This is a genomic window from Kitasatospora sp. NPDC092286 (assembly GCF_044755565.1).
Lineage (GTDB): Bacteria > Actinomycetota > Actinomycetes > Streptomycetales > Streptomycetaceae > Kitasatospora.
This window is the reverse complement of record NZ_JBIVRD010000049.1, coordinates 1-21885: the sequence shown is the minus strand read 5'-3', so window position 1 is coordinate 21885 and position 21885 is coordinate 1. Positions and strand designations below refer to the sequence as shown.

The window sequence follows — 21885 nt, the reverse complement described above, 5'->3', positions numbered from 1 at the left end:
CTATGGCGTCCAGTTCGCGGTAACCCGGTCCGCCACCGGGAAGACGGTCCCGCAGTCCGGGCAGGCCGCCCGGCCGAACAGATACGGCAGGCGACGCGCCACCAACTGCTGCCCGTCAGCGAGGGTCCGGTCATGCAGGCGCTTCGCCAGACCCTCCAGATCCTCCGACGCCGTCGGCTGAAGAGGCACTTTCTCCACCTCCCGCAACGAATAGTCGTCACTGGCGGAGAAGCACTCGTCCTCGCCGATCACGATGAACATATTGACGCCGCAGTGGGGGCATTCGACTTCGTACTCCCCGGTCCGCAGACCTTCCAGGCATCGGTCCCAGATCTCGACGCCCTCGAACGACAGCAACGACTGCAGCAGATAGACGTAGTTCTCCGCGTCCCCGATTTCACGCAAGAACTGGTCCGTGACCCGGTGCAGATGTGCGATCGGCGCCGAGAAGACCTTGAACACGTCATCGCCGCTGGGGGCGCAGGCCATGATCGCTCCTGCCGCCAGAAGCACCCACCGGCGGTCCTGCGGACCGCAGCTCGATGCGAGTGCGGCCAACCGGGGAAGCGCCGCGAAGCTCGCCGAGAAGGCAGTGTCCAGCTGCGGGCACAGATGATCCATCAGTTCCGGACCAGACGCCCCTCGGATCGGCGTCGAACTGGTCCAGCAGAGCCGGGACATGTCCCGCGGAGCCGCACGCGTCGCTGAGCGTCGACCAATCCGCCATGCGCCGATTCAACCAGGCTACCCGCAACCGCACAGGGTGGGGCCAGCTACACCGCCATAGCCACTCCGAACTGCACCACCAAATCTCGGCGCTGTCCCGCGCCGCCTGACGACGAGAACAACGGCAATGACCAACAACAGCCGGATCTTCCGCGAAGCGTGGATCGCCGGGGCGAAGCGGCACTTCCCCGGGGAACCGAAGCCGGAGTACATCGCCCCATGGGAGGAGACGCCGGACTGGGAACGCCGTTCTGCGGCGGCGGTGTTCGGCCAGGTACGGAACTTCGTGCACGTGAGCGGTGGCACGACGGCCAGACTCACACGCGAGCGAAAGGAGCGCTTCGTCGCGCTCTGCGGCTCGCCCGGATCCACAAGGACATCGAGGACCCGAAGCCGGGATACGTGGCGGACTGGGACGCACTGCCGGAGTGGCAGAAGGAGACCGACGCCGACATCTTCGAGGCGGTCGAACGGACGGCCTGACGCGTCGCCGCCCGGGATTCGCCGCCAAGGTGTCCGCCCGGCGCTGCGAGCGGCCGGAACCGGTGGCACGCGGGGTAAGCTGCCGCACGGCCCGGGCCTGCTGGCACAATCCGGCTCGGGCACCGAAGTTAATGTTGCCGCTGGCTCGCGTAAAGGAATGGGCGGTATGTCCGTTTCGCTGAAAGTTGCACGGCCCGGGCAGTCGGCCAGCTAAAGTCCCAGGTCAGCAAGACTGCTCCCCGCGCGTGCGGGGTTGGTCCCATCATCGCCGGCCTCGTCGTGATGGCCCTGGCCTGCTTCCCCGCCCCGGCGGGGCTCCTCCGGCCCGTTATGGACAGCGAATCGGCCTGTCAGGGGTGGTGTGTAGGCTCGCGGGCATGGCGAGGGTGACGCGGGACGATGTGGCGAGGGTGGCGGGGACGTCTACCGCGGTTGTGAGTTATGTGATCAACAATGGGCCGCGGCCCGTCGCTGCCGCGACGCGGGCGCGGGTGCTGGCGGCGGTCGAGGAGTTGGGGTACCGGCCGAACGGGGTCGCGCAGGCGATGGCGCGGCGGCGGACGAACCTGATCGGGATGGTGGTGCCGGATGCGCGGCAGCCGTTCTTCGCCGGGCTGGCGCACATGGTGGAGCAGGCGGCCGCGGCGCGGGGGCGGTTGTTGCTAATCGGGAACTCGGACTATGTGGACGAGCGGGAGGCGCACTACATCCGGGCGTTCCTCGGTATGCAGGTGGACGGGCTGATCCTGGTCACGCAGGATCCGGCGGTGCCCGGGGTGGCCGGGCTCGGGGCGGGGAACGAAACTCCGGTGGTGCTGCTGCATCACCGGGCGGAGACCGAGAGCGGCGTTGCCGTGGTGGCGGACGACGAGGGCGGGGCCCGGGAGGTCGTGCGGCATCTGCTGGGGCACGGGCACGCGGAGGTGCACTGCTTCGGCGGGACGTTGGCGCTGAGCCCGAACGATCCGGTGACCGGCCGGACCGCCGGGTGGGCGGCGGCGCTCGCGGAGGCCGGGCTGGCGACGGAGGGGCGGCTGACGTCGGCGCCGTTCGACCGGGTGCGGGCCCATGCCGAGGCGCTGGTGCTGCTGGCGCGGCCCGACCGGCCGTCCGCCGTGTTCTGCGCGACGGACGACCAGGCGATCGGGTTGCTGCGGGCCGCCGACGATCTGGGGATCCGGGTGCCGGAGGATCTGGCGGTGGCCGGGTTCGACGACATCGCGGAGGCCGTCATCGCGGGGCCGGCGCTGACCACCGTCGCCACCGCGCAGGACGAGATGGCGCGGGCCGCCGTCGATCTGGTGCTGGGCAAGGAGCCGCAGGAGGGTCAGGCGGGTGCGCGGATGTTCCCGGCGCGCCTGGTGGTCCGGCGGTCCTGCGGCTGCTGAACGAGACGAGCAGCTGAACGAGCCGAGCAGGACAAGAGGAACGAGAAGAAGAAGGAGCCCCCCATGACGGCTCTGGCCGGTTTCGCGCTCTTCGCGTTGCTGATCACGATCGCCCCCGGCCCGGACACCCTGCTGGTGCTGCGCAACTGCATGCGCGGTGGCCGGGCCTCCGGTGCCGCGACCGCCCTCGGCTCGGCGGCCGGGTCGCTGGTCTGGGCGATGTTCGCCGCACTGGGGCTGGCCGCGGTGCTGCAGCGGTGGGACACCGCGTTCACCGTGGTCCGGTTGGCCGGGGCGGCGTATCTGGTGTTCCTGGGGGCGCAGGCGCTCTGGCGGTACCGGCCGGGGAAGAGCACGGACGGGACACCGGCGGACGCCGCGCCCACGTCAGCGCCTACCCCGGCACCCACCGCCGCGCGGGCGTTCCGGCAGGGGCTGCTGAGCTGTCTCCTCAACCCCAAGGTCGGCGTGTTCTTCGTCGCCGTGGTGCCGCAGTTCCTGTCGGACGGGAACGCCGGGTTCGCCACCACGATGCTGTTCGGCGTGGTGGACGCCGTGATCGCCGGGGCGTGGCTGCTGACGGTGGCGGTCGTCACCACCCGGGCGCTCACCTGGCTGCGGCGTCCGCGCGTGCACCGGGCGCTCGAACGGACCACGGGCGGCGTGCTGTTGGCGCTCGGGATCGGCACAGCGGTCGAAAGCGCGTAGAGGTGCAGTGGTGTAGAGGCGAGGAATAAGAACCGCCAACTCCCACCTCTCAGTGCTCTGTTACACGCTCGGCTTCACCGGAGCCGCCTGCCCGGGCACCGTCCACTCACGGACGGGGTTCATCGACGAGCTCGTCGGCCAGCAGGTCCATCAGCAGATTGTCGTGCCACGTCCCGTCCGGGCCGCGTTCGTACTGGCGCATCGTGCCCACCGGGCGGAAGCCGACCTTCGCGTAGCAGCGGATCGCGGCCTGGTTGTCGGCGGCCGGGTCGATGATCAGGCGGTGGTAGTGGAGGTCGTCCACCAGGTGGCGGGCGAGGGTGCGGACGGCGTCGGCACCGAGGCCGCGGCCGTGGGTGGCCGGGTCGAGGTAGATGTCCATGCCCGCGTGGCGGTACTCGTCGTCGTTGTTGGCGTACCACTGGATGGCGCCGACGACGCGGCCGTCGAGCTCGATCGCGAGGCTCTCGGTGTCGCTCTCCTGGAGGTCCGAGGCGACGGCGTCCGCGAGGTCGTCGCCCCCGCGCCAGCGCTCGTAGACCTCGGGTGCGGCGCGGATGGCCGCGAGGGCCGGAATGTCGTCCGTGGTGGCCGGACGGAGAGTGACGCGGGCGCCGTGCAGAATCGTCCCCATATAGGGCATGTTTCCACGGAAAAGGCCGTCGGGCGAGTCGTTTTTACGTTGCCCTCACCCCTTCCGACCAGGGATGATGCTTCCTCGTGACACATCTTCTGGTCCTTCTCGTGGCCGTTCTCGTCTTCTTCGCGCTCAAGAAAACCCGTCAGTCCAAGGCGGCGGACTGGGCGCAGACCCAGTTCGACGCGGCCGCGTACGGGCTGGCCCCGCGCGAACGGCTCGACCCGCGCCGGGCCGGGCCGCCGCTGCCCGTTCACCGCCGCAAGGAGTCGCAGGCGATAGCCGACGCGGCCTGGGGCGGGGACTGGCGGCCGGCCGCCGCGTTCGTCGAGGCCGCGGGGCGGGACTGGGACGAGCGGTGGTCGCGGCTGGAGCTGCTCGGGGCGATCGCCAAGGAGGACGACGCCTGGCTGACGGCCTGGCGCTCGGCCGACCCGGGCAACTGCGACGCCGCCACCGTGGAGGCCAGCCACCTGGTGCACACCGCGTGGGCGATCCGGGGCTCCGCGTACGCCCACGAGGTGCCCGCGGCGGACATGGCGAAGTTCCGGGAGCTGCTGCCCGCCGCGATCGAGGCGGCGCGCCGGGCCACGCTGCTGGCTCCGGAGAACCCGGGTCCGTGGGTGGTCATGGTGACGGCGGCGCGCGGCGCGCGGTACCAGCCGGAGCAGTTCGAGCCGCTCTGGAGCGGGCTGGTCGAGCGGGCCCCGCACCACTACCAGGGGCACTGGCAGGCCATGCAGTACTGGTGCGCCAAGTGGTTCGGTTCCGACAAGCAGATGATGGCCTTCGCCGAGCGCGCCATGGACGGGGCGCCGGAGGGCAGTCCGCTGGCCGGGATCTATCTGCACGCGCTCGCCGAGCGGGAGGAGCGCAAGACCGTCGGTTCGATGCTGACCGCCGAGTCGACGCAGCGGCGGCTGAGGGCGGTCGCGGGCGCGCTGGCGCTGGTCCCGGCGGACGACGAGCGGCTGCCGGCGCTCCGGCACCTGCTCGCGCACTACAGCGGCAAGGCCGAACTGTACGACGTGGCGCTGGAGCAGTTCCGGGCGATCGGCCCGTGGTGCGGCTGCCATCCGTGGGCGGAGGAGAACGACCCGGTGGCGGCGTTCGACCTGGCACGCGGGACGGCGGTGAAGCTGTCGAAGGCGGAGCCGCTGGCGCCGGAGCTGCGGCCGGTCAAGGACACAAATCATCACCACAGCGGGTAATCGTTTCAATGCGCAGCGTGTTGACGGGGCGTCATTTGGGTGTACCGTGACCGCCAGAAACGGGTCGCCCCCGAAGAATGGGGCGAGCCCGGCCACGTGTTAGCGCACCTGGCCGGGCTCTTCATCCGCCAAGTGGGAAAAGGCCACTGACGATGCTGTTGCATGCTATCGCGCCGTCGCGCGACTTCACGCAGATTGCCAACGCGCTGGTGTGGGACGAGGAGTTGTCGGACTCCGCGTTTCGACTGCTTGTCCGAGCACTGGCGTTGGGTTCGGCGAAAGCCCGGACCACGACGGTGACGGCGCTGACCGCCGGCCTCACCGGCGGGCGCATCACCTCGGACCGGGCGCGCCGCCAACTCGCCCGCGCCGGACTGCTGCACACCACCAAGTGGCGCGACCCGGCCGGGCAGATGCGGACCGAATCGCTGGTGTCGAGCGTGCCGTTGAGCGCGGCGGAGGCGCAGCGGCTGTTCGGCGAGCACTTCCACGACCGCCGCGACCGGCGCCCGGGTGCCGGGAAACGAACGTGCGGCGCGGCGGACGGTCGGGCCTCCGGCACCGACCTCCCTGAGGTAACACCCGGGGAGAACACTTCCCCCCTCCCGGTCCCGTCCGAAACCACCGGCACGGAGGAGGAGTTGGAGCGCACGGCGACCCCTACGGCCACGGCGCCGAAGCTGGCGGCGGCCGAACGGGTGCTGCTGGAGCTGCGGCGCAGCGATCCCCGCCTGCTGCTCGGGGCGCGCGAGGCGCGGACGTTGGCGCCACTGGCGGCCGAGTGGCTGGCCAGGGGCGTGAGTTCGGCCGCGCTGCACGAAGCGCTCACGGCCGGGCTCCCTGCGCGGGTCAAGTCACCTGCGGCGCTGCTGCGGTGGCGGCTGGAGGGCAAGATGCCCGGGGAGCCGGCCGCTCCCGCCGAGCCGCCGACGGGGCTGGCCACCTGTCACGGCTGCGAGCGGGCCTTCCGCCCCGTGAGCGGCGAACGGCGGTGCCGGGCCTGCCGCACCGAGGCGGCCACCACCCGCGCGGCCGCACGGACCGCCGCCCGAACGGACAGCCGCGCGGACCGCGCCACGGCCGACGGAACGCCCCGACGGGTGGACTGGCGCGCCCTGGTGGCCGAGGTCCGCACGGCGACTGCGGGCTGACCCGGAACACCCCCGCAGCGAGCCCGGTCAGGCCTCCGGTCCGTAGGCGCCGAGGCCCCGGCAGACCAGTCCGTCCCGGAAGGTCAGCACCTCGGCAACCGCCTGGCCGCGCTCGTTGCGGTAGTTGATCACGACGGTGTCGACCGAGGCCCGGACGTCCTCCAGGGTGAAGTGGAGGTCGGGCAGGAGTTCCAGGCCCTTGGCCCAGTACGCGCGAAGGGCGTCCTTGCCGCGCACCTCACCCGAGGCATCGCCGATGAACTGGACGATCCTGGGCGAGGCGAAGACCACGTCGTCGGTGTAGTGGGCGAGGATGCGCTCCAGGTCGCGGGAGTTCCAGTCGGCGGCCCACTCCCGGGCGAAGCGCTGCGCGAAGGCGAGATCGATGCTCATGGGGCCCATCTTCCCCGAGTCGCCGTCAGGCGCCACGCCGGGGTCGCGCACAAGCGGCGGGCGGCAGAGCCCAGTTGGGGGGTGCCGTACAGGACCCGCACGGCGCGGGCCCCGGGGGCGCGTGTCAGCCGGACGCGGGCCCGGCGATCACGCCCGGTTCGCCGAGCGGGCCGAGCGGGTCGAGCGGGCCGAGCCAGACGGCGGTGACCCCGCTGACGTAGCGGGCGCCGCAGCGGTCGGCCGGGACGACCAGCTGCGGGCCGGAGGTGTCCAGTGGGGTGCCGTCCATGCTGGTGGCCAGCAGGATACGCTGGCCACCGAAGTCCGGGTCGATCTCGGCCCAGGAGACGACGGCACGGTGGCCGTCCGCGCCGCTGACCGCCAGCAGGTAGCGGAGCCGCTGTTTGCGGCCGGTGAAGTCGATCCGGGGGCCGGCGGCGCGCAGGACGTCCCAGAGGGCGGGACCTTCGTAGCCGTGGCGCTGCTCGCCCCCGGTCAGGCAGTCGAAAACGACCTCGACCCGGTGCGCGGGCAGGGCGCGCAGCTGGTCGACGGTCAGGTCGGCGGGCCGGTCGAGGTGACCGTGCAGCCGGACGGTGGCGGGCGGCCCGCCCCGACCGGGGACCGGCGGCGGGCTCGACACGGGGCTCGACTGGGACCTCGGCAGGGGGCTCGACTGGCGGCTCATACGGCGCGCTCCTCCCGGGCCGCGCCGGTGCGACCCGGGAGAGTGACTACCCGAGGGCGAGCAGCAGCATTCGCAGATGCGACCTCAAGGGCACTCTTTCAGCAGTATGCGCGATGACAGATCGCCCGCCCGCCCAGCAGGTGCGAGATCAATGATCCACCGAACCCGCCTCCGAGGGCTTCTCGGACGTACGCCATGTGCTCCGGGGCGCAGACGATCAGGACCTCCGCCCCGCCGTCCCGGCACTCGGCGACCTCGAAGTACGGCCGGATGCCTCGCGGATCCGACTTCTGCCGACGGCGCACCCTGACCAGCTCCAGCCGGTCCAGCGGCAGGGGCCGGCGCAGCGTCTCGACCTCCTTGGTGGGCGAGGTGCAGAGCGAGGTGCGGGAGGCGTGCAGAAAGCCGTAGGACGGACGGCAGTACGGCGACTCACCGATGACAAGGCCCTCGAACGTCACCGTCTCCCCCTTGTGGAAGGCCACCCTGTCCCGCTCGCGCTTACGTCGTCCGCCGCCCAGATTCGGAACGAACAGAGCCGTCACCAGCTCAAACAGAATCTCGCCGAACACTCCCCCACCCCTCCGGCCCCAGGCCGTCACGCTGTTCGGCGATATTCGATCACGGTCGGGGTGGCCGGGCGACAGAGGGGCCGGAAGCCTCCCGAAAGGAATTCGGGGCGGCCGCCACCCGGCCGCGGGCCCGGTCACGCCCGGTCGTCGAGCCGTAGACGGGCGCTGACCTCGCCCAGCCCCTCGGCCAGGACGGCGAGTTGCTCACGGCTGAGCACGTCGATCAGCAGTTCGCGAACCAGGGCGACATGCCCGGGCGCGGCCTGCCGCAGCGCCTCCCGGCCCTGGTCGGTCAGCTCGGCGAAGACACCGCGCACGTCGCTCGGACAGGACCGGCGGCCGACCAGGCCCATCCGCTCCAGCTGGGTGACCTGGTAGGTCAGGCCGCTCTTGGAGGTGATCAGCTTCTCCGCCAGCTCGGTCATCCGCAGCGAACCGGCCGGGGCTCCGGACAGGTGCACCAGGATCTCGTACTGGGTGTGGGAGAGGCCGGAGTCCTCCTTGAGCTGGCGTTCCAGCCGGCGGTTGAGGAGGTTGCTCGCGGCGACGAAGCCCCGCCAGGCGGCCATCTCGTCCTGGTCCAGCCAGCGGGGTTCGTTCAAGGAGGGCATGGAGGAAGCGTACTCCTGTTGTTCAAATTCGAACGAAGGTGTACGGTCGACGTGTCGAGGTTCAAAATTGAACTACTTTGGGATTGCCCGCTTCACGGGGTCCACCCGTCGACACCAGGACCAACCTGAGGAACCAGAGGAAGACGCCCATGAGCACCGCGGCCCCCGAGCGCATGCCCGCCCTCTACCTCTCGCACGGCGCGCCGCCACTCGCCGACGACCCGATCTGGCCCGGCGAGCTGGCCACCTGGTCCGCCGAACTGCCGCGCCCGAAGGCGATCCTGATGGTCTCCGCGCACTGGGAGGAGGCGCCGCTCGCGCTCGGCGCCGTCACCACCGTGCCGCTGGTCTACGACTTCTGGGGCTTCCCCGAGCACTACTACCGGGTCCAGTACGCCGCCCCCGGCGCACCGGAGCTCGCCGAACGCGTGCGCAAGCTGCTGCGCGCCCCCGGCACGCCCGTCCAGGACATCCCGGACCGCGGCCTGGACCACGGCGCGTACGTCCCGCTGGTGGAGATGTTCCCGGAGGCGGACGTCCCCGTCCTCCAGGTCTCCCTGCCCACCCTTGACCCGCAGCGACTGATGGAGATCGGCCGCCTGCTCGCCCCGCTGCGCGACGAGGGCGTGCTGATCGTCGGCAGCGGCTTCTTCACCCACAACCTGCGGGCGCTCAGCTCCGACGGCCGGGTGACCTCGGTGATGGCCGAGTTCGACGACTGGGGCCGGCGCGCCCTGGAGGCCCAGGACCTGGACGCGCTGCTCGACTTCGAGCAGAAGGCCCCGGCCGGGCGGCTCGCCCACCCCCGCACCGAGCACTTCGCGCCGCTGTTCGTCACCCTCGGCGCCGGCGAGGCCGACCTCGGCAGCCAGCGCAGCGTGATCGACGGGTTCTGGATGGGGCTCGCGAAGCGCTCGGTCCAGCTGGGCTGAGGCCGGCCGGGGGCGGGCCGCGGTGTTCGGACGACGCAGCGGGCGTTCAGCCGCGGGCGTTCAGCTTCGTGCGCTCAGCTTCGTGCGCTCAGCCGTGGCCGGCGGCGCTCACGCGGCACAGCAGGTGAAGCGCTCGCCGATGTGCTCGGGCTGCTCGATCTCGTCGACCAGGGCGGCCGCATAGTCCGGCACCGAGATCCAGCTCTTGCCGTCGGAGTCGGTGAGCAGCTGGTCCAGGCCGGTGTGGTAGCGGCCGCTCCGCTCGCCCGGCCCGATCTCGGCGGCCGGGCTGAGCGTGGTCCAGCGGACGTCCGAGACGCCCGAGAAGTACTCCTGGGCCGCGCCGTGGGCGTGCATGATCTGCAGCAGCCAGTCCGGCAGGCCGGGGGCGTCCCAGACCTTGACGCCCGGCGCGGTCTCCAGGCTGCCCGCGCCGCCGACCGCGATCAGCCTGGGCGCCTCGCCGCCGAGCGCCCGCAGGCCCTCGACCAGCGCCCGGGCGGCCGGCTCGACCAGCGCCACGTGGCCCGGACCGTCGCCGCCGCCGACGGCGCTCACCAGGACGTCCTGGCCGGCCGCGACCCGGGCCACGTCCTCGGGCTTCAGGACGTCGCCCTGGACGACCGCCCTCGCCGTGCCCTGGTAGCGGGCCGGGTCGCGGACGACGGCCGTCACCTGGTGTCCGCGCGCGACCGCCTCCGCGACGATGGCGCTGCCGATGGTGCCGTTGGCGCCGATCACGGCGATTCTGGCCATGGGATACCTGCCTTCTCGGGTGGTTCCGGGGATACCCACCAGCAGTAGCACCCGGCGCGCGGCCGGACGGAGTGGACACGCGGGCGGCGGTCGTGCACGGACTCCCCTCCACCCCTTCGGAACTGATGTGGAATCAGCTACCTTGTGTCAGACTGACGATAAGCAGTAGGGGCAACCGCCGCAGGCGACCGGCTCATCGCGCGGTGCGCCCGGACGGAGTCCCCACGTCGTCCGGGCGGAAGAAGAGAGTTCGGAAATGGCTGGACATGCTTTTGTCTCGTATGTCAGCGAGGATTCACCAACGGTGAACAGGCTTGTCGCCGCCGTACGGCAGAGCGGCGTCGAGGTGTGGCTGGACCGTGACTCCATCCGGCCCGGCGCGCGGTGGCGCAACTCGATCAGGTCGGCCATCGAGCAGGGGGCGTTCTTCCTGGCGTGCTTCTCCTCCCACTATGCCGAGCGGTCGAAGTCGTACATGAACGAAGAGCTGGTGCTCGCCATCGACGAGTTGCGGAAGTATCCGGCCGACCGGGCCTGGTTCATTCCGCTGAAGCTCTCCGCCCATGACATCCCCGACCGGACGATCGGGGGCGGGGAAACCCTCCGCGACCTCCAGTGGCTGGACCTCTCCGCCGACTGGGACAACGGGGTGTCGACCCTGGTCGGCCTGCTCTCCGGAATCAGGAAGCCCCCGCCACAGAGCGGGAATCCGGTCGTCATGGACACCTCGCGCCCGTTCGGGGAGCGCGTCGGACAGCTGGCCCGGGCCTGGGAGAAGAGCGGCCGGGGTGCGGACTGGCTGGTCAACGGGAAGGTCTTCTTCGCGCTCTACTGCTGGTTCCTGACCCCGCTGGACCGGCACCGGGGAGCCAAACGGCGAAGCGATCTGCAGGACGCGGTCGTCGCCGAGTACGTGGCCTGGTGCTACGCGGCCATCGGCGGAGATGCCGGTTGGGACGCCTGGCTCCGCGAAAGGACGCTCTGCTCCTGCCACCGCGAGAGCTGGTCGATGGAGAACCTCAGGATCTGCACCGGCTGTCTGCGGTACAGGTGCGTCGACCACCTCGGGCGCTGCGGGTCCGACTGCGACGGGGAGATCGTGGGGTAGCGCCGAACCGGGATCGCCCGCATGATGCGGGCCGCCCTGGGCAGAGGAGCGATGTGATGAACGGTGACGATGTACGCGCGGCCCTGGCCGAACTGCTACGGACCCTCGGCCCGCACACCGCCGGGCCGGGCTGGGAGGCCCCGGCCGGACTGCTGGAGTGGAGCTGCCGGGAGACGGCCGCCCATGTCGCGCACGACCTGCTCGCCTACGCCGGCCAGCTCGCCGCGCGGCCCACCGACCGGTATCTGCCGTTCGACCTCACCGTCCGCGAACAGGCCGACCCCGGCGAGGTGCTGGCGGTCGTCACGGCCTGCGCCCACCTGCTGGCCACCGCCCTGGACGCGGCCCCGCCCGGGCTGCGGGCCTGGCACCACGGCCCCTGCGACCCGCCCGGCTTCGCCGCGATGGGCGTGGCCGAGACCCTGCTGCACACCCACGACATCACCCTCGGCCTCGGCCTGCCCTGGCAGCCGCCGGCCGGGCTCTGCGCCGCGGTGCTGGCCCGGCTGTTCCCCGACGCGCCGCCGGGCGAACCGGCCGACGTCCTGCTCTGGTGCACCGGGCGGGGAGAGCTGAACGGCCGCCCGCGCAAGGCCTCGTGGACCTGGCGGGTGGCCTTGGTCTCCTAGTGACCGGGGGCGGGGCGGGGTTTCAGAGTGCCGTCGCCGGGAGGCTGGTCCGGGCCGCCTCGGCCAGCAGTGAGATCTCGGCCGCGAGCGCCTCCGGGTCGGCCGCGACGGTGACCTGCGCGACCTCGTCCAGACCCGGGTGCGAGCCGACGCGCACTGCCCGCTCCGCGTTCCGCAGGAGATCGAAGTCGTTGATGTCGTTGCCGAACGCGACGTACTCGCTGAGCCCCATCCACTTCAGGGCTTCCCACTTCGTCGTCGAACCCGGCGCGAAGTCGATGATCCCCTCATCGAGGTGATGGTTGACCGTCAGCCCCAGCCCTCGGCCGGCCTCGGCGAGTTCCGCCATGTCCGCCGTGTCCGCCGTGTCCGCCGTGCCGACAACGAGGAACTTCACGACCTCGGGAAGCTCGGCGATGTCCACCCTGTTCGCGAGGTTTCCCTGATCGACACGGCCCCGGATCGGGTGGTCCGCCGGCCCGGTGTACGCGTAGTCCCAGGGCCCGTCCGCGAGGTAGGTCGCTCCGTACCGCTCGACCGCGTCCATCAGCGCGCCGAGCGTGGCGGAATCGAACGCGGCCCGAGCCCGGACCTGACCGTCGACCGAGACGAGACTTCCGTTCCCGCCGATCAGCGTCGCGGACGGGAAGGCCCCGTCGAGCACGGGCAGAAGATCCCGGACCGGCCGGGCGGACGCGAAAACCGCGTGAAAGCCGGCCTGCCGGCACTCGTCGATCGCCGCGAGAATCCGGTCATCGATCGTCCGTCCGTCGAAGCAGAGTGTGCCGTCGATATCGAAAACCACGGTGCGCGCGCGAAGGTTGAACATCGCAGGATCCTATACAACGACCGTGTACGCCCGAAGGCAGAGGTGTCCGATCCGCGGCAACGGCAACGAACGGTGGCAGACCGCGGAAGCGGTGTCGGGGTCATCGTCGGTTCATCACCCCAGGATGCCCGTCCGGGGCGCCCGGTGAGGTGGGCTTTCACCTGCCGCGACTACCAGGCGGGTCCAAGGTATCGACATGGTCGCTCAGATGGGACGGCGGTCGGCGGTGGGTGCCAGCGTTCGTGCCCTCTCGCCCAGCGCGCGGGCGATCCTGTTGCCGCGGTGCTGGGCAGCACAGTGCCGCAGGGAGGCGAAGTGGTCGTCGCAGCGCGCGGAGCTGACGTGCTGGTAGTCGTCGAGGAAGGTGTTCCAGGTGGCGCAGGCGGCTTCGAGGTGGCCGAAGGCAAACTGGCGTTCCGCGAGGAGGGCGGTGGAGAGGGCTCGTGCGCGGCGTTCGGTGGGCGGGCGGTGGCGGTTGGACTCCTGCATCGCGATGATGGAGCCGCCGAGGTCGCGCAGCTCGAACAGGACATGGCTGGCGTGGTAGTGCAGGGCTGCAGGGTGGTAGCCGGCGACGTACACCGATCCCGACGTTGCCTTGTCGAGCGCTGACTCCGCTTCGGCGAGTTGACGCAGGGCGGTGTGCTGCTCACCGACGGCGGCTGAGGCGTGGGCCTGCTGGCCGACGAGGAAGGCCCGCATTCTCGGGCCGGCCGCCGGGGCGGCCTCCGCTGCGGCGTCGGCGTACTGCTGGGCTTTGCGGCCGTGTCCCAGTCCGACCGCCTGGACGCTCATGCCGCGCAGTGCCGTGCAATACGTCAGGTGATCCTCGGCGGCTCCGGCGAGGTTCAGCGCCTGGGTGTAGTACTGCTGGGCGAGCCCGTGTTGGCCTTCGTCGACGGCCATCCAGCCGGTCAGGTAGGCCAGGTCGGCGGCGGCCGAGCACATCGCCTTCTTCGTGGCCTCGGAGGCGTCGCACTCCAGATAGCGGGCGACGGTGCTGCCCAGGAACGCGGCTGCGAGCGGGCGGGCCAGGCGGCCCCCGAACTCGTCGTCCATCTGGGAGAGGCGCTCGGACATGGCGGTGACGGTGGCAACCTCGTTCGCCCCGATACGGGTCCTGGCCTGGCGAGCGTGCCGGGCACGGCCTATGACGTCCTGCCAGCCGGGGACGGCCAGGGCAACCGAGTAGAGGCCGACGGCGCCGAGCACCGTCCTGCGGGAGGGGTCCATGTCTGCTCTCCAGAGCTCAATGAGGGCGGTCGAGGTATCCGGCTGGCCAGCCGCCACCAGGGTGGTCGGTCTGAAGCCCGCGACGGAGCTGGTGATGGTCCGGTCGAGCTTGCGGCTGAGGGCTTCGAGGATCGCCGGCTGGACCCTGGCCCGCGGGGTGGTGCCGGTCAGCCAGTGGCAGACCGCGGTGTCGTCGTACTTGAGCCCCAGGTGCATCTCGGTGCCCACCGCGTTGACCGCGCGGGCGAACTGGCCGTTGTTCCAGCCGGTCTCACGGATGAGGTTCTGGAGGGCTGTGTTGCGGGCGCGGTCGGACATGAGTCGCCTTCCCCCGGAATTCAAGGATTTCAACCGTAGCCCCCGCGCGAGCCGTAGATGCGGGTCGTGACCGGCTGTTGACTCATCGTCAGCTGCACGGGGCGATCGGGAATCGCCGGGCCCCTGCCTGGCCGAGGCACCGGGCGGCTGTCCGAGACGAGAGATCCGGAGGGGACGATGGACACCGAAGCGCTCGCGGAACGGCTCCCGGCTCGCGCGGCCTGGGAGGAGAACGGGACGGCCCTGCTGCCCGGCGTGCTGGCGCCGGACCGCTTCCAGGCCCTGTTCGAGGAGTCGCGCGGGCGCCTAGAACTGGTCACCCCGCACGTGCACGACCACACCAGCTCGCACCGGGACGGCTCGTTCGCCTCGCCGGTCCACTGCGGCTTCGTCCCGCCCGGGCCGGTGCTGGAGGCCCTGGCCTACGACAAGGTGCTGCTGGCCCGGCTGCGCGAGGCGACCGGCATCGCGCGCCTGGTGCCGCGCGGCGGCGCGGTGGTCCTCTACCGGGAGGGCGACTTCCAGGGCATCCACACCGACTCGGTGAAGTCCACGGTGACGGTGGGGATCGCGCTCACCGAGGACCTGCCGGCAATGGGCTGGGCGCCGCACCTGCGCAACGCGCACCCGGACTTCCTGGGGGAGGTCGTCGCCGAGCACGGCATCTTCCCCGAGGGGGAGGGCTTCCAGGCGCTCGCGCACCCGTACGGCAACGGCAGCGTGCGGGCGTTCGCCGGCTACCACGTCCCGCACTGGCGTCCGCGGCTCAGGCTGCCGATGGGCCTGCTGGTCACCATGTCGTTCATGGACCTGTGATGGCGGTGACGTTACGTCAGACCTGGCTGGCGGAAGGCCGGGCCCCGGTGCCGAGCGACATCCTGGACGCGGGCCTGTGGGAGGAGATCGCGGCCGAGGCCGAGCGGTGCGAGCCGTACGCGGTGGTGCGTCACAACCAACGCCCCGGGCTGCTGGCGATGCGGGATGGCTCGATCACCTCCCCGCAGCGCTGCAGGGTCCACACCGGCGGTGCCGCGCTCAGCTCGCTGGCGATGTCGAAGGCGCTGGCGGACGTGGCTGGCGAGGCGACCGGTCACCGGCGGATGACTCCGATCCGCTTCGGCCTGAAGTACTACGCGCCCGGCGACTACATGCACGTCCACCGGGACGACGGGAAGTGCGAGATCACTTTCAGCTGCGGCCTCACCCCGGGTCTCGGCGCGATGGGTTGGCTGCCCAACCTGCGGTATCTGACCACCGAGCAGGTCGCCGGCCGCCTCGCCGACACCCCCTACCCAGACGGCGGCGGGCTGTTCCCGATCCGCCAACGGGTGCTGACCGGATTCGACGGCAGTCGGATCCCCCACTGGCGTACCCCGCTCGATACCGCGTCGCGCGAGGTACTGATCACCATCTGCTTCACCAACCTCTCGGTGTAGCAGCCCGTCCAGCTCAAGGAGGAACGCACATGCCCGACATCACCACCCCCGGGGTCGTCGTCGACCCGGCGGACTTCGTGGCCGAGCTCCACGCCGAGGGCAACATGCCGCAGAACTCCGGCGGCGACCCGGCCGTGCCCGACTCCGCCTTCCCCGACACCCACACCTACGAGCTGCCCACCGTCTGAGGCGGCCGGCAGCCGGTAGTTGAGTAGCTGATCGCCCGGCCGCCGGGCACCGCCCATGACCTGGGTGTCCGGCGGCCGGGCTTCGCCATCCTGAGGAGGAAGGGCAGCAGCATGCGCAAGGCGTTCTTCGACGGCACCCACCGCACCCGCCACCCCGCACAGACCTGGACCCGAATCCGCCCGCTGCTGACGACGTACGGGATCACCCGCGTCGCCGACGTGACCGGCCTGGACGACCTCGCCATCCCGGTGACCATGGCGGTGCGGCCCCTGGCCCGGACCCTCTCGGTCGCCCAGGGCAAGGGCGCCACGCTGGACGCGGCCCGGGTGTCCGGGGCGATGGAGGCGATCGAGGCATGGCACGGCGAACGCACCGTTCCCGCCCCGTCGGTGCGCGCGCCGGCCCGGGAGATGGGCCTGCCCTACCCGGTCACCGCTCTGGAGTCGCACCCCGGCTCGCTGCTGACATCCCGCACCGTCCTGGACTGGATCACCGCCCGCTCGGCCGTCGACGACACCCCCGTGCCGGTGCCGGCCGCGTGCGTGGGCCTGGGCCGGGAGGTCCACGACCAGTGGCGTCTGCACCTGCCCAGCGCCTCGACCAACGGCCTGGCCTCCGGCAACACCCGCGCCGAGGCCGTCGTGCACGGCCTGTGCGAGGTGATCGAGCGCGACACGATCAGCGACCTCACCAGCCCCGGCCGGCCGTGGCCCGCTCAGCTGATCGACCCGGCGACCGTCGAGGACCCGCACTGCGCGGACCTGATCGCCCGGGTGCGGGCGGCCCGGGTCTGGCTGGAGCTGTGGCATCTGCCCAACCGGTTCGGCGTCCCGGTCATGGCCTGCTACCTGTGGCGCGAGGACCAGCCCGCGCTGCTGGTCTCCGGATCCGGCGCCCATCTGGACCCGCATGTCGCCCTGTCGCGGGCGATCACGGAGGCCGCACAGTCGAGGCTCACACAGATCACCGGCAGCCGCGAGGACATCCACCCGGCTGCCTACCGCGCCACCGGGCACCGCGGCCCCACCCCCACCCCGGGACCAGTCACCAACTGGGCGACGGTCGCCTGCCGCTACGTCGTCGGCTTCGCCACCGACGACGGCGAGGCGGGACACCTGGCCACGCTCGTCGCCCACACCACCGGCGTTCACCCCCTGGTCGTCGACCTGACCTGGGGCCCGCACGAGCGCGAGGAGTTCGCGGTGGTCAAGGTCCTGGCGCCTCACCTGCGCTACGACGCCCGGCACATCATCCCCCGCCCGGCTTCGGAGGTCGCCACGTGAGAGTCCACGTCTTCGCCGGCCCCACCCTGCCGGCCGCCCGCGTCCGCGAACTCGTCCCGGGCGCGGCGTGCCATCCGCCGGTTCGGCACGGCGACCTGCTGCGGCTCGACGCCGGCCACGGCGACATTGTCCTGATCATCGACGGGCTGTGGCACCAGAGCGCGCCCGTGCGGCACAAGGAGATCCTGCTGCTGCTGGCCGAGGGCGTGCGCGTGGTCGGCGCCGCGAGCATGGGCGCTCTTCGCGCCGCCGAGCTTGCCCCCTACGGCATGACCGGCGTCGGCACCGTCTTCGACCAGCTGCGAGCCGGGGTCCTGGACGCCGACGACGAGGTGGCCGTCCTGCACACCCCCGACGGCCGACCGCTCGCCGAGGCGCTGGTGAACCTGCGGACCGCGTTCACCCGCTGCTCGCAGGCCGGTCTGATCAGTACGGACGACGCGCGCACCCTCGAAGGCCTCGCCCGGGCCCTGCCCTACACCCGCCGCTCGTGGCCGGCCCTGGGCCACGGTGCCCGCGCGGCTGGCGCCACCAAGGCGTTCGAGAGGGTGGAGGTCTGGCGCCGCACCCACCCGTACGACCTCAAACGGGAGGACGCCGAGCGCGCGCTCGCCCTGGTCGCGGCTGGCCTCCCGCCGGTGACCGGCGCCGGGGCGTGGGTCGAGGAGCCGTGGCGGACCAGCTTCGTGCGGTACTGGGCCGCGACCTTCCGCCCCGGCAAGGACACCGGCACGGCGCCGTTCCTCGCGGTGCTCCAGCACCAGCAGCTGTACGACCCGCACTTCGCGGGCCGGTGGCGGGCGCGGGTCCTGGCCGCCGTCGCCCGGCGGAACGCGACCGGGGCGGCGGATCTGGAAAGCGCCGCGCTGCGGGTCGCCGCCGCCGAGGGAGTGGACACCGCGGGGATGTCGCGGCAGCAGCTGGCGTTCTGGCTCACCCCCGAGGAGATCCGGGGCCTGGAGCCCGGCGAGGTGCTGCTTCGCCTGATGGTGCGCTCGGCCCGCCTGGACGGCGCCTGGTCGCTGTGGCCGTCCACCCGCGCCGAGGCCGGAGAGCTGATCGACGCGGGCCTGCCGACCACCTCAGCGGTCGCCGCCGCGTTCGCGCTGAACGCGGCCGTCGAAGCCGGAGATGCCCGCCGCAGCCCCGCCCACCTGGACCCGGACCGGATCGGCCGGCACCTGGCGGCCCGCTGGAACCTGGAGGCGGACGCCGAGCGGGAGGTGCTGGACGCGGCGGCCCGCGACCGAGCGTTCCGGGACTTCGCGGGCGCCATCGAGGTCGCCCGTGCCTTCTACCTCGGCGCCCGGGCCGCGGGGACGAGCTCACCGCCCGCTGCCGTCACCTCGTCGGCGGCGGCCAGCGAGAGCCGGCGCACCTGACGGAGCGCCAGCGGCACGACGGCGGCCGCCGCGATCACCAGGGCGCCGGCGGCGAGGGTGGAGCGGACTCCGAAGGCGTGGGAGGCCGGCCCCGCGAGGAGGTACCCGAGGGGAACCGGCAGGATCTGGCCGAGCGTCGAGTACGACGTGGTCCGGCTCAGCCGGTCCGCCGGGATGCGCTCCTGCACCAGGGACGCCCACACGGTCATGCTGATCGCCAGCCCCGTACCGGCCACCGCGGTCGCCAGGACAAGAACCGGCAACGGGGCGGCGAGCGCCATCGCGGCCAGCGGAAGCGCCATCGTCCCGGTGCCCAGGCACACCATCCGCCCGACCAGACGGGGCTTCCACATCAGCGCGACGGCGGCGCCGGCCACCAGCCCGGCGGTGAACCCGGACACAACCGTGCCCCAGGGCGCCGCACCGCCCAGGAACCGGGCCCCGTAGACCGGGCCGAGCAGCTGATAGCCGGCCAACCACACCGGCACGACCAGAGCGGACTGGCTGACCATCACCCACAGCCAGCGCCGGGAACGGAAGTCGTCCCAGCCCTCGCGCAGGTCGGCGGTGAAGCGGGCCTTCAGCTTCACCGGACCCGCGCTGAGGTCGATCCGCGCGAAGAGCACCGCCGAGGCTGCGAAGGTGAGCGCGTCCCACCCGATCACCCAGCTCGGCCCGAAGGCCGCGACCATCACACCACCCAGCGCGGGTCCCGCCACCTTCACCGTGTTCTGCCCGATCTTGAGCAGCGCGTTCGCCGCGTGCCGCATCTCGGCGGGCACGACCTCCACCACGATGCCGCCGGCCGCCGGATTGAAAAACGCCGACGCGGCCCCGCAAGCCGCCGACATCGCGACCAGGTGCCACACCCGGGCGGCCCCGGCCCACAGCAGCACGACGGCCAGCGCTTCCGCCACTGCGCAGACGATGTTGGACCACACCATGACCCGGGCCCGGGAGAGCCGGTCCGCCACGACGCCACCCACCAGCAGCAGCAGGATCTGCGGCGCAACGCCGGCCGCCAGCACCAGCCCGAGCGCGCTGGCGCCCCCGTCGATGTGCAGCACCGCGAACGCCAGGCCGATCGGCGAGACCGCCGACCCGGTCCACGACAGCAAACGGGCGGTGAAGTGCAGCCGGTAAGGCCTGATCGCCAGCGGCGCCCCTGCCCCCCGGACGCGGGCCCCCCAGCCGATCCGTGGGACAGATCCCAGCGCTTCCCGGTCCGGCAGACGCACGTTTCGCAAGATCCAACTCCGCCCAGAGAACACGAAATCCCGGCAGCGGGGGGCGCCACCGGGAAGCTCGCACCGACTCTAGAGCAACCAGAAGATCGTCTGTCGCCGACGCACCAGGACGCACCTCGAAGCGATAACTTCCCCACCGCGAACAGCCGTTGAGATGGCACCATCCGGCACGCACCCACCCTGTGCGGCCGTGCCACTCGACAGCCGGACACCCGGCCGCGCGGACGCCAGGGGCTACAGGAGCCGGAGGTGGTCCAGGGCGAGGTAGGCCGCGGCGGTGTCGGTCATCTCGCCCATGCGGAGCACGCGGGTGCGGAACTCCTCCAGGCCGACGGTGACGACGTCGATGAACTCGGTGCGTTCGGGGGTCGGCTCGGCGACCTTGGTGCAGCCGATGGCGACGAAGGCGAACCGGCGGGTGTCGGAGTACGCGTCGTGCCAGTACGGCCCGACCGCCCGGACCTCGCCCTGGTAGCCGGTCTCCTCCAGCAGTTCCCGGGCGACGGCGTCGGCCGCCTGCTCCCCGGGTTCGAGGAAGCCGCCGGGCAGCTCGGACAGGACGCGGCTGGGGCCGGGCCGGTACTGGCGGGCGAGGATGACGCGTTGATCGGTGGTGAGGGCGAGCACCGCTCCGGCCGGGCGCTCGCTCTTCAGGTAGAACTCCTCCGTCCTGCCGTCGGGCAGTTCGAAGACGACGCGGTCGACGGACCGGCCGAACTTGCTGAAGACGGTGGTGCGTTCGATCTCGCGCCACGACGCGGCGGTGGTGTCGGTCGTCATGGCCAGGACTGTACGGCCCCCGGCCTGGGCGGGGGCGCCCGCCACGGGACCGAGCTTCTTGCGGTTGCGGTGTCGGTGGTCACGCCTTTCCCCACGATCTACATGATCAGCATTACGTGATTCCCCACCCGCACGGTCACGGTCCTCACGGGGATGGCGGTTGCGAGTGGGTGCCCAAGGGCGGGAGGGGCCTGACCTCGCCTCGCCCTGCCGTTCCCATGAACAGCGGCTCGGCCGGCCATGGGTAGCCCAGTTCCTCGGGCTGCGAAGCTCCCCAGACCTCGGCGGTGGCACGGGGATCGCCTACGGTCAGCCACGCTTCAAGGTGCTCGGCCTGGTCCGACGGGTCGTCCGCGGAGATCGGGAGGGTCGTCCCGAACTGGATCCAGGGCAGATCCGTATCGGCCCGGTTACGGGGGTGCCTCAGAACGAGGTGGATTCGATCGGGTTCCTCGCGGGAGGTCCAGACGGCTTCCAACTCGCAGTCCCACCTGACGAGCCAGTCCTCGCGGTCCCTCAGCCCCGCCTCAAGCAGCGTCGCAACCGTTCCTGCCGGCCACTCCCAGCTGCGGTCCTCTTCGGCTCGCAGGACCGCGGCCTCGTACTGGCCCGCGGTGAACCGGAGTTCCGGCAGGCCGAGGTCCTGATTGGCCGGGTCGCGCCAGCCTGCCCAGACGACGTGCTCCTCGTCGCACCTGACCGTCACGTACAGAGCACCACAGCAGCACTCCAGGCCGCACCCGGATCGAGCGAGGAGAACCTCGTGGGGCGTCGCAGTGGTATGCAACGGCCTGGCCGGGCCCAACAGACGCCGGGGGCTTCCTCCCACGTACCAGGGGCCTCCTTCCCCGCCACGGGGGGATATGTCGGCCAGGAGATCCCGGCCATTGACGATCGGGCGGACCTCCACACCGCCCTCGCCGGGCGGTGGGCAGATGATGCTCAGGCTGAGAATGTCCGGTTCTGTGGCCATCGGTCAATGATCGCGGAGCCGGCCGCAGCTGTCATGTGAATTCGCGTGGCCTCCGCTCAGGGCGGTAGTTCGGGCCGCTTTAGGCACGCCGGCCTCCGGACACCCCTCCGGAACGACGGGATGACAGCCTGGGGAATTACGGGCTCTGGCGCTGATCTTGTGATCGAGCCGGTGATGTCAGTGGCGGGTGTCATCGTATCCCGGGTGTACTTCGGGGAGTTT

The 21885-nt window shown here is 71.7% G+C and carries 24 protein-coding genes and 1 pseudogene; 13 read left to right on the top strand and 12 right to left on the bottom strand.

Going from position 1 to position 21885, the window contains the following annotated elements; genetic code table 11:
• Entirely contained in the window at window positions 1–621 is a 621-nt protein-coding gene (locus ACIQIB_RS34095) for a hypothetical protein (RefSeq protein ID WP_400762774.1), read from the bottom strand.
• 232 nt (window positions 622–853) lie between these two features.
• Between ACIQIB_RS34095 and ACIQIB_RS34090 the strand changes: the two are divergent.
• The 3 genes and pseudogenes from ACIQIB_RS34090 (at window position 854) to ACIQIB_RS34080 (ending at window position 3305) form a co-directional block, all read left to right on the top strand.
• Window positions 854–1209: pseudogene (locus ACIQIB_RS34090) on the top strand (hypothetical protein).
• Window positions 1210–1586: 377 nt separating this feature from the next.
• Window positions 1587–2597, top strand: a complete 1011-nt coding sequence (locus ACIQIB_RS34085; protein WP_363614715.1) for a LacI family DNA-binding transcriptional regulator — start codon at window positions 1587–1589, stop codon at window positions 2595–2597.
• 63 nt (window positions 2598–2660) lie between these two features.
• On the top strand, window positions 2661–3305 hold the full coding sequence (locus ACIQIB_RS34080) for a LysE family translocator (protein WP_400762772.1): 645 nt from the start codon (window positions 2661–2663) through the stop codon (window positions 3303–3305).
• Window positions 3306–3411: 106 nt separating this feature from the next.
• On the opposite strand, the gene ACIQIB_RS34075 is transcribed toward ACIQIB_RS34080, so the two are convergent.
• Window positions 3412–3939 carry a GNAT family protein gene (locus tag ACIQIB_RS34075; RefSeq protein ID WP_363614719.1) on the bottom strand — a complete coding sequence of 176 codons (528 nt, stop codon included), beginning with the start codon at window positions 3937–3939 and terminating at the stop codon, window positions 3412–3414.
• Window positions 3940–4025: 86 nt separating this feature from the next.
• Between ACIQIB_RS34075 and ACIQIB_RS34070 the strand changes: the two genes are divergently transcribed.
• Together ACIQIB_RS34070 and ACIQIB_RS34065 are read left to right on the top strand one after the other, a co-directional pair.
• The gene (locus tag ACIQIB_RS34070; protein WP_400762770.1) at window positions 4026–5153 is read left to right on the top strand and encodes a hypothetical protein; all 1128 of its coding nucleotides are present in this window, start codon (window positions 4026–4028) and stop codon (window positions 5151–5153) included.
• A gap of 152 nt (window positions 5154–5305) precedes the next feature.
• Window positions 5306–6304, top strand: coding sequence for a hypothetical protein (locus ACIQIB_RS34065; RefSeq protein WP_400762768.1), 999 nt, complete (start codon window positions 5306–5308; stop codon window positions 6302–6304).
• A gap of 27 nt (window positions 6305–6331) precedes the next feature.
• Here the strand turns inward: ACIQIB_RS34065 and ACIQIB_RS34060 are convergent, their stop codons facing one another.
• The 4 genes from ACIQIB_RS34060 to ACIQIB_RS34045 form a co-directional block, all read right to left on the bottom strand.
• Window positions 6332–6697: a nuclear transport factor 2 family protein gene (locus tag ACIQIB_RS34060; protein ID WP_363614725.1), complete on the bottom strand. Its 366-nt coding sequence runs from the start codon at window positions 6695–6697 to the stop codon at window positions 6332–6334.
• A gap of 124 nt (window positions 6698–6821) precedes the next feature.
• Window positions 6822–7385, bottom strand: a complete 564-nt coding sequence (locus tag ACIQIB_RS34055; RefSeq protein WP_400762766.1) for a molybdopterin-dependent oxidoreductase — start codon at window positions 7383–7385, stop codon at window positions 6822–6824.
• A gap of 98 nt (window positions 7386–7483) precedes the next feature.
• Complete coding sequence (locus ACIQIB_RS34050; RefSeq protein WP_400762765.1) at window positions 7484–7930, bottom strand: hypothetical protein; 447 nt, start codon at window positions 7928–7930, stop codon at window positions 7484–7486.
• 161 nt (window positions 7931–8091) lie between these two features.
• On the bottom strand, window positions 8092–8559 hold the full coding sequence (locus tag ACIQIB_RS34045; RefSeq protein WP_363614758.1) for a MarR family transcriptional regulator: 468 nt from the start codon (window positions 8557–8559) through the stop codon (window positions 8092–8094).
• Window positions 8560–8717: 158 nt separating this feature from the next.
• Here ACIQIB_RS34045 and ACIQIB_RS34040 point away from each other — a divergent pair, with 158 nt between their 5' ends.
• Entirely contained in the window at window positions 8718–9500 is a 783-nt protein-coding gene (locus ACIQIB_RS34040) for a dioxygenase (protein WP_400762763.1), read from the top strand.
• 108 nt (window positions 9501–9608) lie between these two features.
• Here the strand turns inward: ACIQIB_RS34040 and ACIQIB_RS34035 are convergent, their stop codons facing one another.
• A complete protein-coding gene (locus ACIQIB_RS34035; protein WP_363614733.1) occupies window positions 9609–10256 on the bottom strand; it encodes an NAD(P)H-binding protein in 648 nt (215 codons plus the stop codon).
• A gap of 256 nt (window positions 10257–10512) precedes the next feature.
• Between ACIQIB_RS34035 and ACIQIB_RS34030 the strand changes: the two genes are divergently transcribed.
• Window positions 10513–11364: a toll/interleukin-1 receptor domain-containing protein gene (locus ACIQIB_RS34030; protein WP_400762761.1), complete on the top strand. Its 852-nt coding sequence runs from the start codon at window positions 10513–10515 to the stop codon at window positions 11362–11364.
• Between the two features lie 56 nt (window positions 11365–11420).
• Window positions 11421–11993 (top strand): maleylpyruvate isomerase N-terminal domain-containing protein, encoded by a 573-nt coding sequence (locus ACIQIB_RS34025; RefSeq protein ID WP_400762759.1) that lies wholly within the window; start codon window positions 11421–11423, stop codon window positions 11991–11993.
• Window positions 11994–12015: 22 nt separating this feature from the next.
• On the opposite strand, the gene ACIQIB_RS34020 is transcribed toward ACIQIB_RS34025, so the two are convergent.
• The gene (locus ACIQIB_RS34020) at window positions 12016–12822 is read right to left on the bottom strand and encodes an HAD hydrolase family protein (protein ID WP_400762757.1); all 807 of its coding nucleotides are present in this window, start codon (window positions 12820–12822) and stop codon (window positions 12016–12018) included.
• A 204-nt stretch (window positions 12823–13026) separates the two neighbouring features.
• A complete protein-coding gene (locus ACIQIB_RS34015) occupies window positions 13027–14373 on the bottom strand; it encodes a tetratricopeptide repeat protein (protein WP_400762755.1) in 1347 nt (448 codons plus the stop codon).
• A gap of 177 nt (window positions 14374–14550) precedes the next feature.
• Here ACIQIB_RS34015 and ACIQIB_RS34010 point away from each other — a divergent pair, with 177 nt between their 5' ends.
• The 5 genes from ACIQIB_RS34010 to ACIQIB_RS33990 all read left to right on the top strand — a co-directional run bounded on the left by ACIQIB_RS34010 (window position 14551) and on the right by ACIQIB_RS33990 (window position 18663).
• Complete coding sequence (locus tag ACIQIB_RS34010) at window positions 14551–15189, top strand: hypothetical protein (protein ID WP_400762753.1); 639 nt, start codon at window positions 14551–14553, stop codon at window positions 15187–15189.
• Window positions 15189–15809 carry a hypothetical protein gene (locus ACIQIB_RS34005; protein ID WP_400762752.1) on the top strand — a complete coding sequence of 207 codons (621 nt, stop codon included), beginning with the start codon at window positions 15189–15191 and terminating at the stop codon, window positions 15807–15809. Before ACIQIB_RS34010 ends, ACIQIB_RS34005 begins: the two co-directional genes overlap by 1 nt.
• 29 nt (window positions 15810–15838) lie before the next feature.
• On the top strand, window positions 15839–15997 hold the full coding sequence (locus ACIQIB_RS34000; RefSeq protein WP_266328455.1) for a hypothetical protein: 159 nt from the start codon (window positions 15839–15841) through the stop codon (window positions 15995–15997).
• 111 nt (window positions 15998–16108) lie between these two features.
• A complete protein-coding gene (locus ACIQIB_RS33995; protein ID WP_400762750.1) occupies window positions 16109–17281 on the top strand; it encodes a YcaO-like family protein in 1173 nt (390 codons plus the stop codon).
• Window positions 17278–18663: a TfuA-like protein gene (locus tag ACIQIB_RS33990; protein WP_400762748.1), complete on the top strand. Its 1386-nt coding sequence runs from the start codon at window positions 17278–17280 to the stop codon at window positions 18661–18663. Before ACIQIB_RS33995 ends, ACIQIB_RS33990 begins: the two co-directional genes overlap by 4 nt.
• Here ACIQIB_RS33990 and ACIQIB_RS33985 read toward each other — a convergent pair.
• The 3 genes from ACIQIB_RS33985 to ACIQIB_RS33975 all read right to left on the bottom strand — a co-directional run bounded on the left by ACIQIB_RS33985 (window position 18576) and on the right by ACIQIB_RS33975 (window position 21663).
• On the bottom strand, window positions 18576–19781 hold the full coding sequence (locus ACIQIB_RS33985; RefSeq protein WP_400762746.1) for an MFS transporter: 1206 nt from the start codon (window positions 19779–19781) through the stop codon (window positions 18576–18578). The two genes, ACIQIB_RS33990 and ACIQIB_RS33985, sit on opposite strands and share 88 nt — an antisense overlap.
• Window positions 19782–20144: 363 nt before the next feature.
• Window positions 20145–20690 carry an NUDIX hydrolase gene (locus ACIQIB_RS33980; RefSeq protein WP_400762745.1) on the bottom strand — a complete coding sequence of 182 codons (546 nt, stop codon included), beginning with the start codon at window positions 20688–20690 and terminating at the stop codon, window positions 20145–20147.
• 145 nt (window positions 20691–20835) lie between these two features.
• Window positions 20836–21663, bottom strand: coding sequence for a hypothetical protein (locus tag ACIQIB_RS33975; RefSeq protein ID WP_400762743.1), 828 nt, complete (start codon window positions 21661–21663; stop codon window positions 20836–20838).
• Between the last annotated feature and the right edge of the window lie 222 nt (window positions 21664–21885).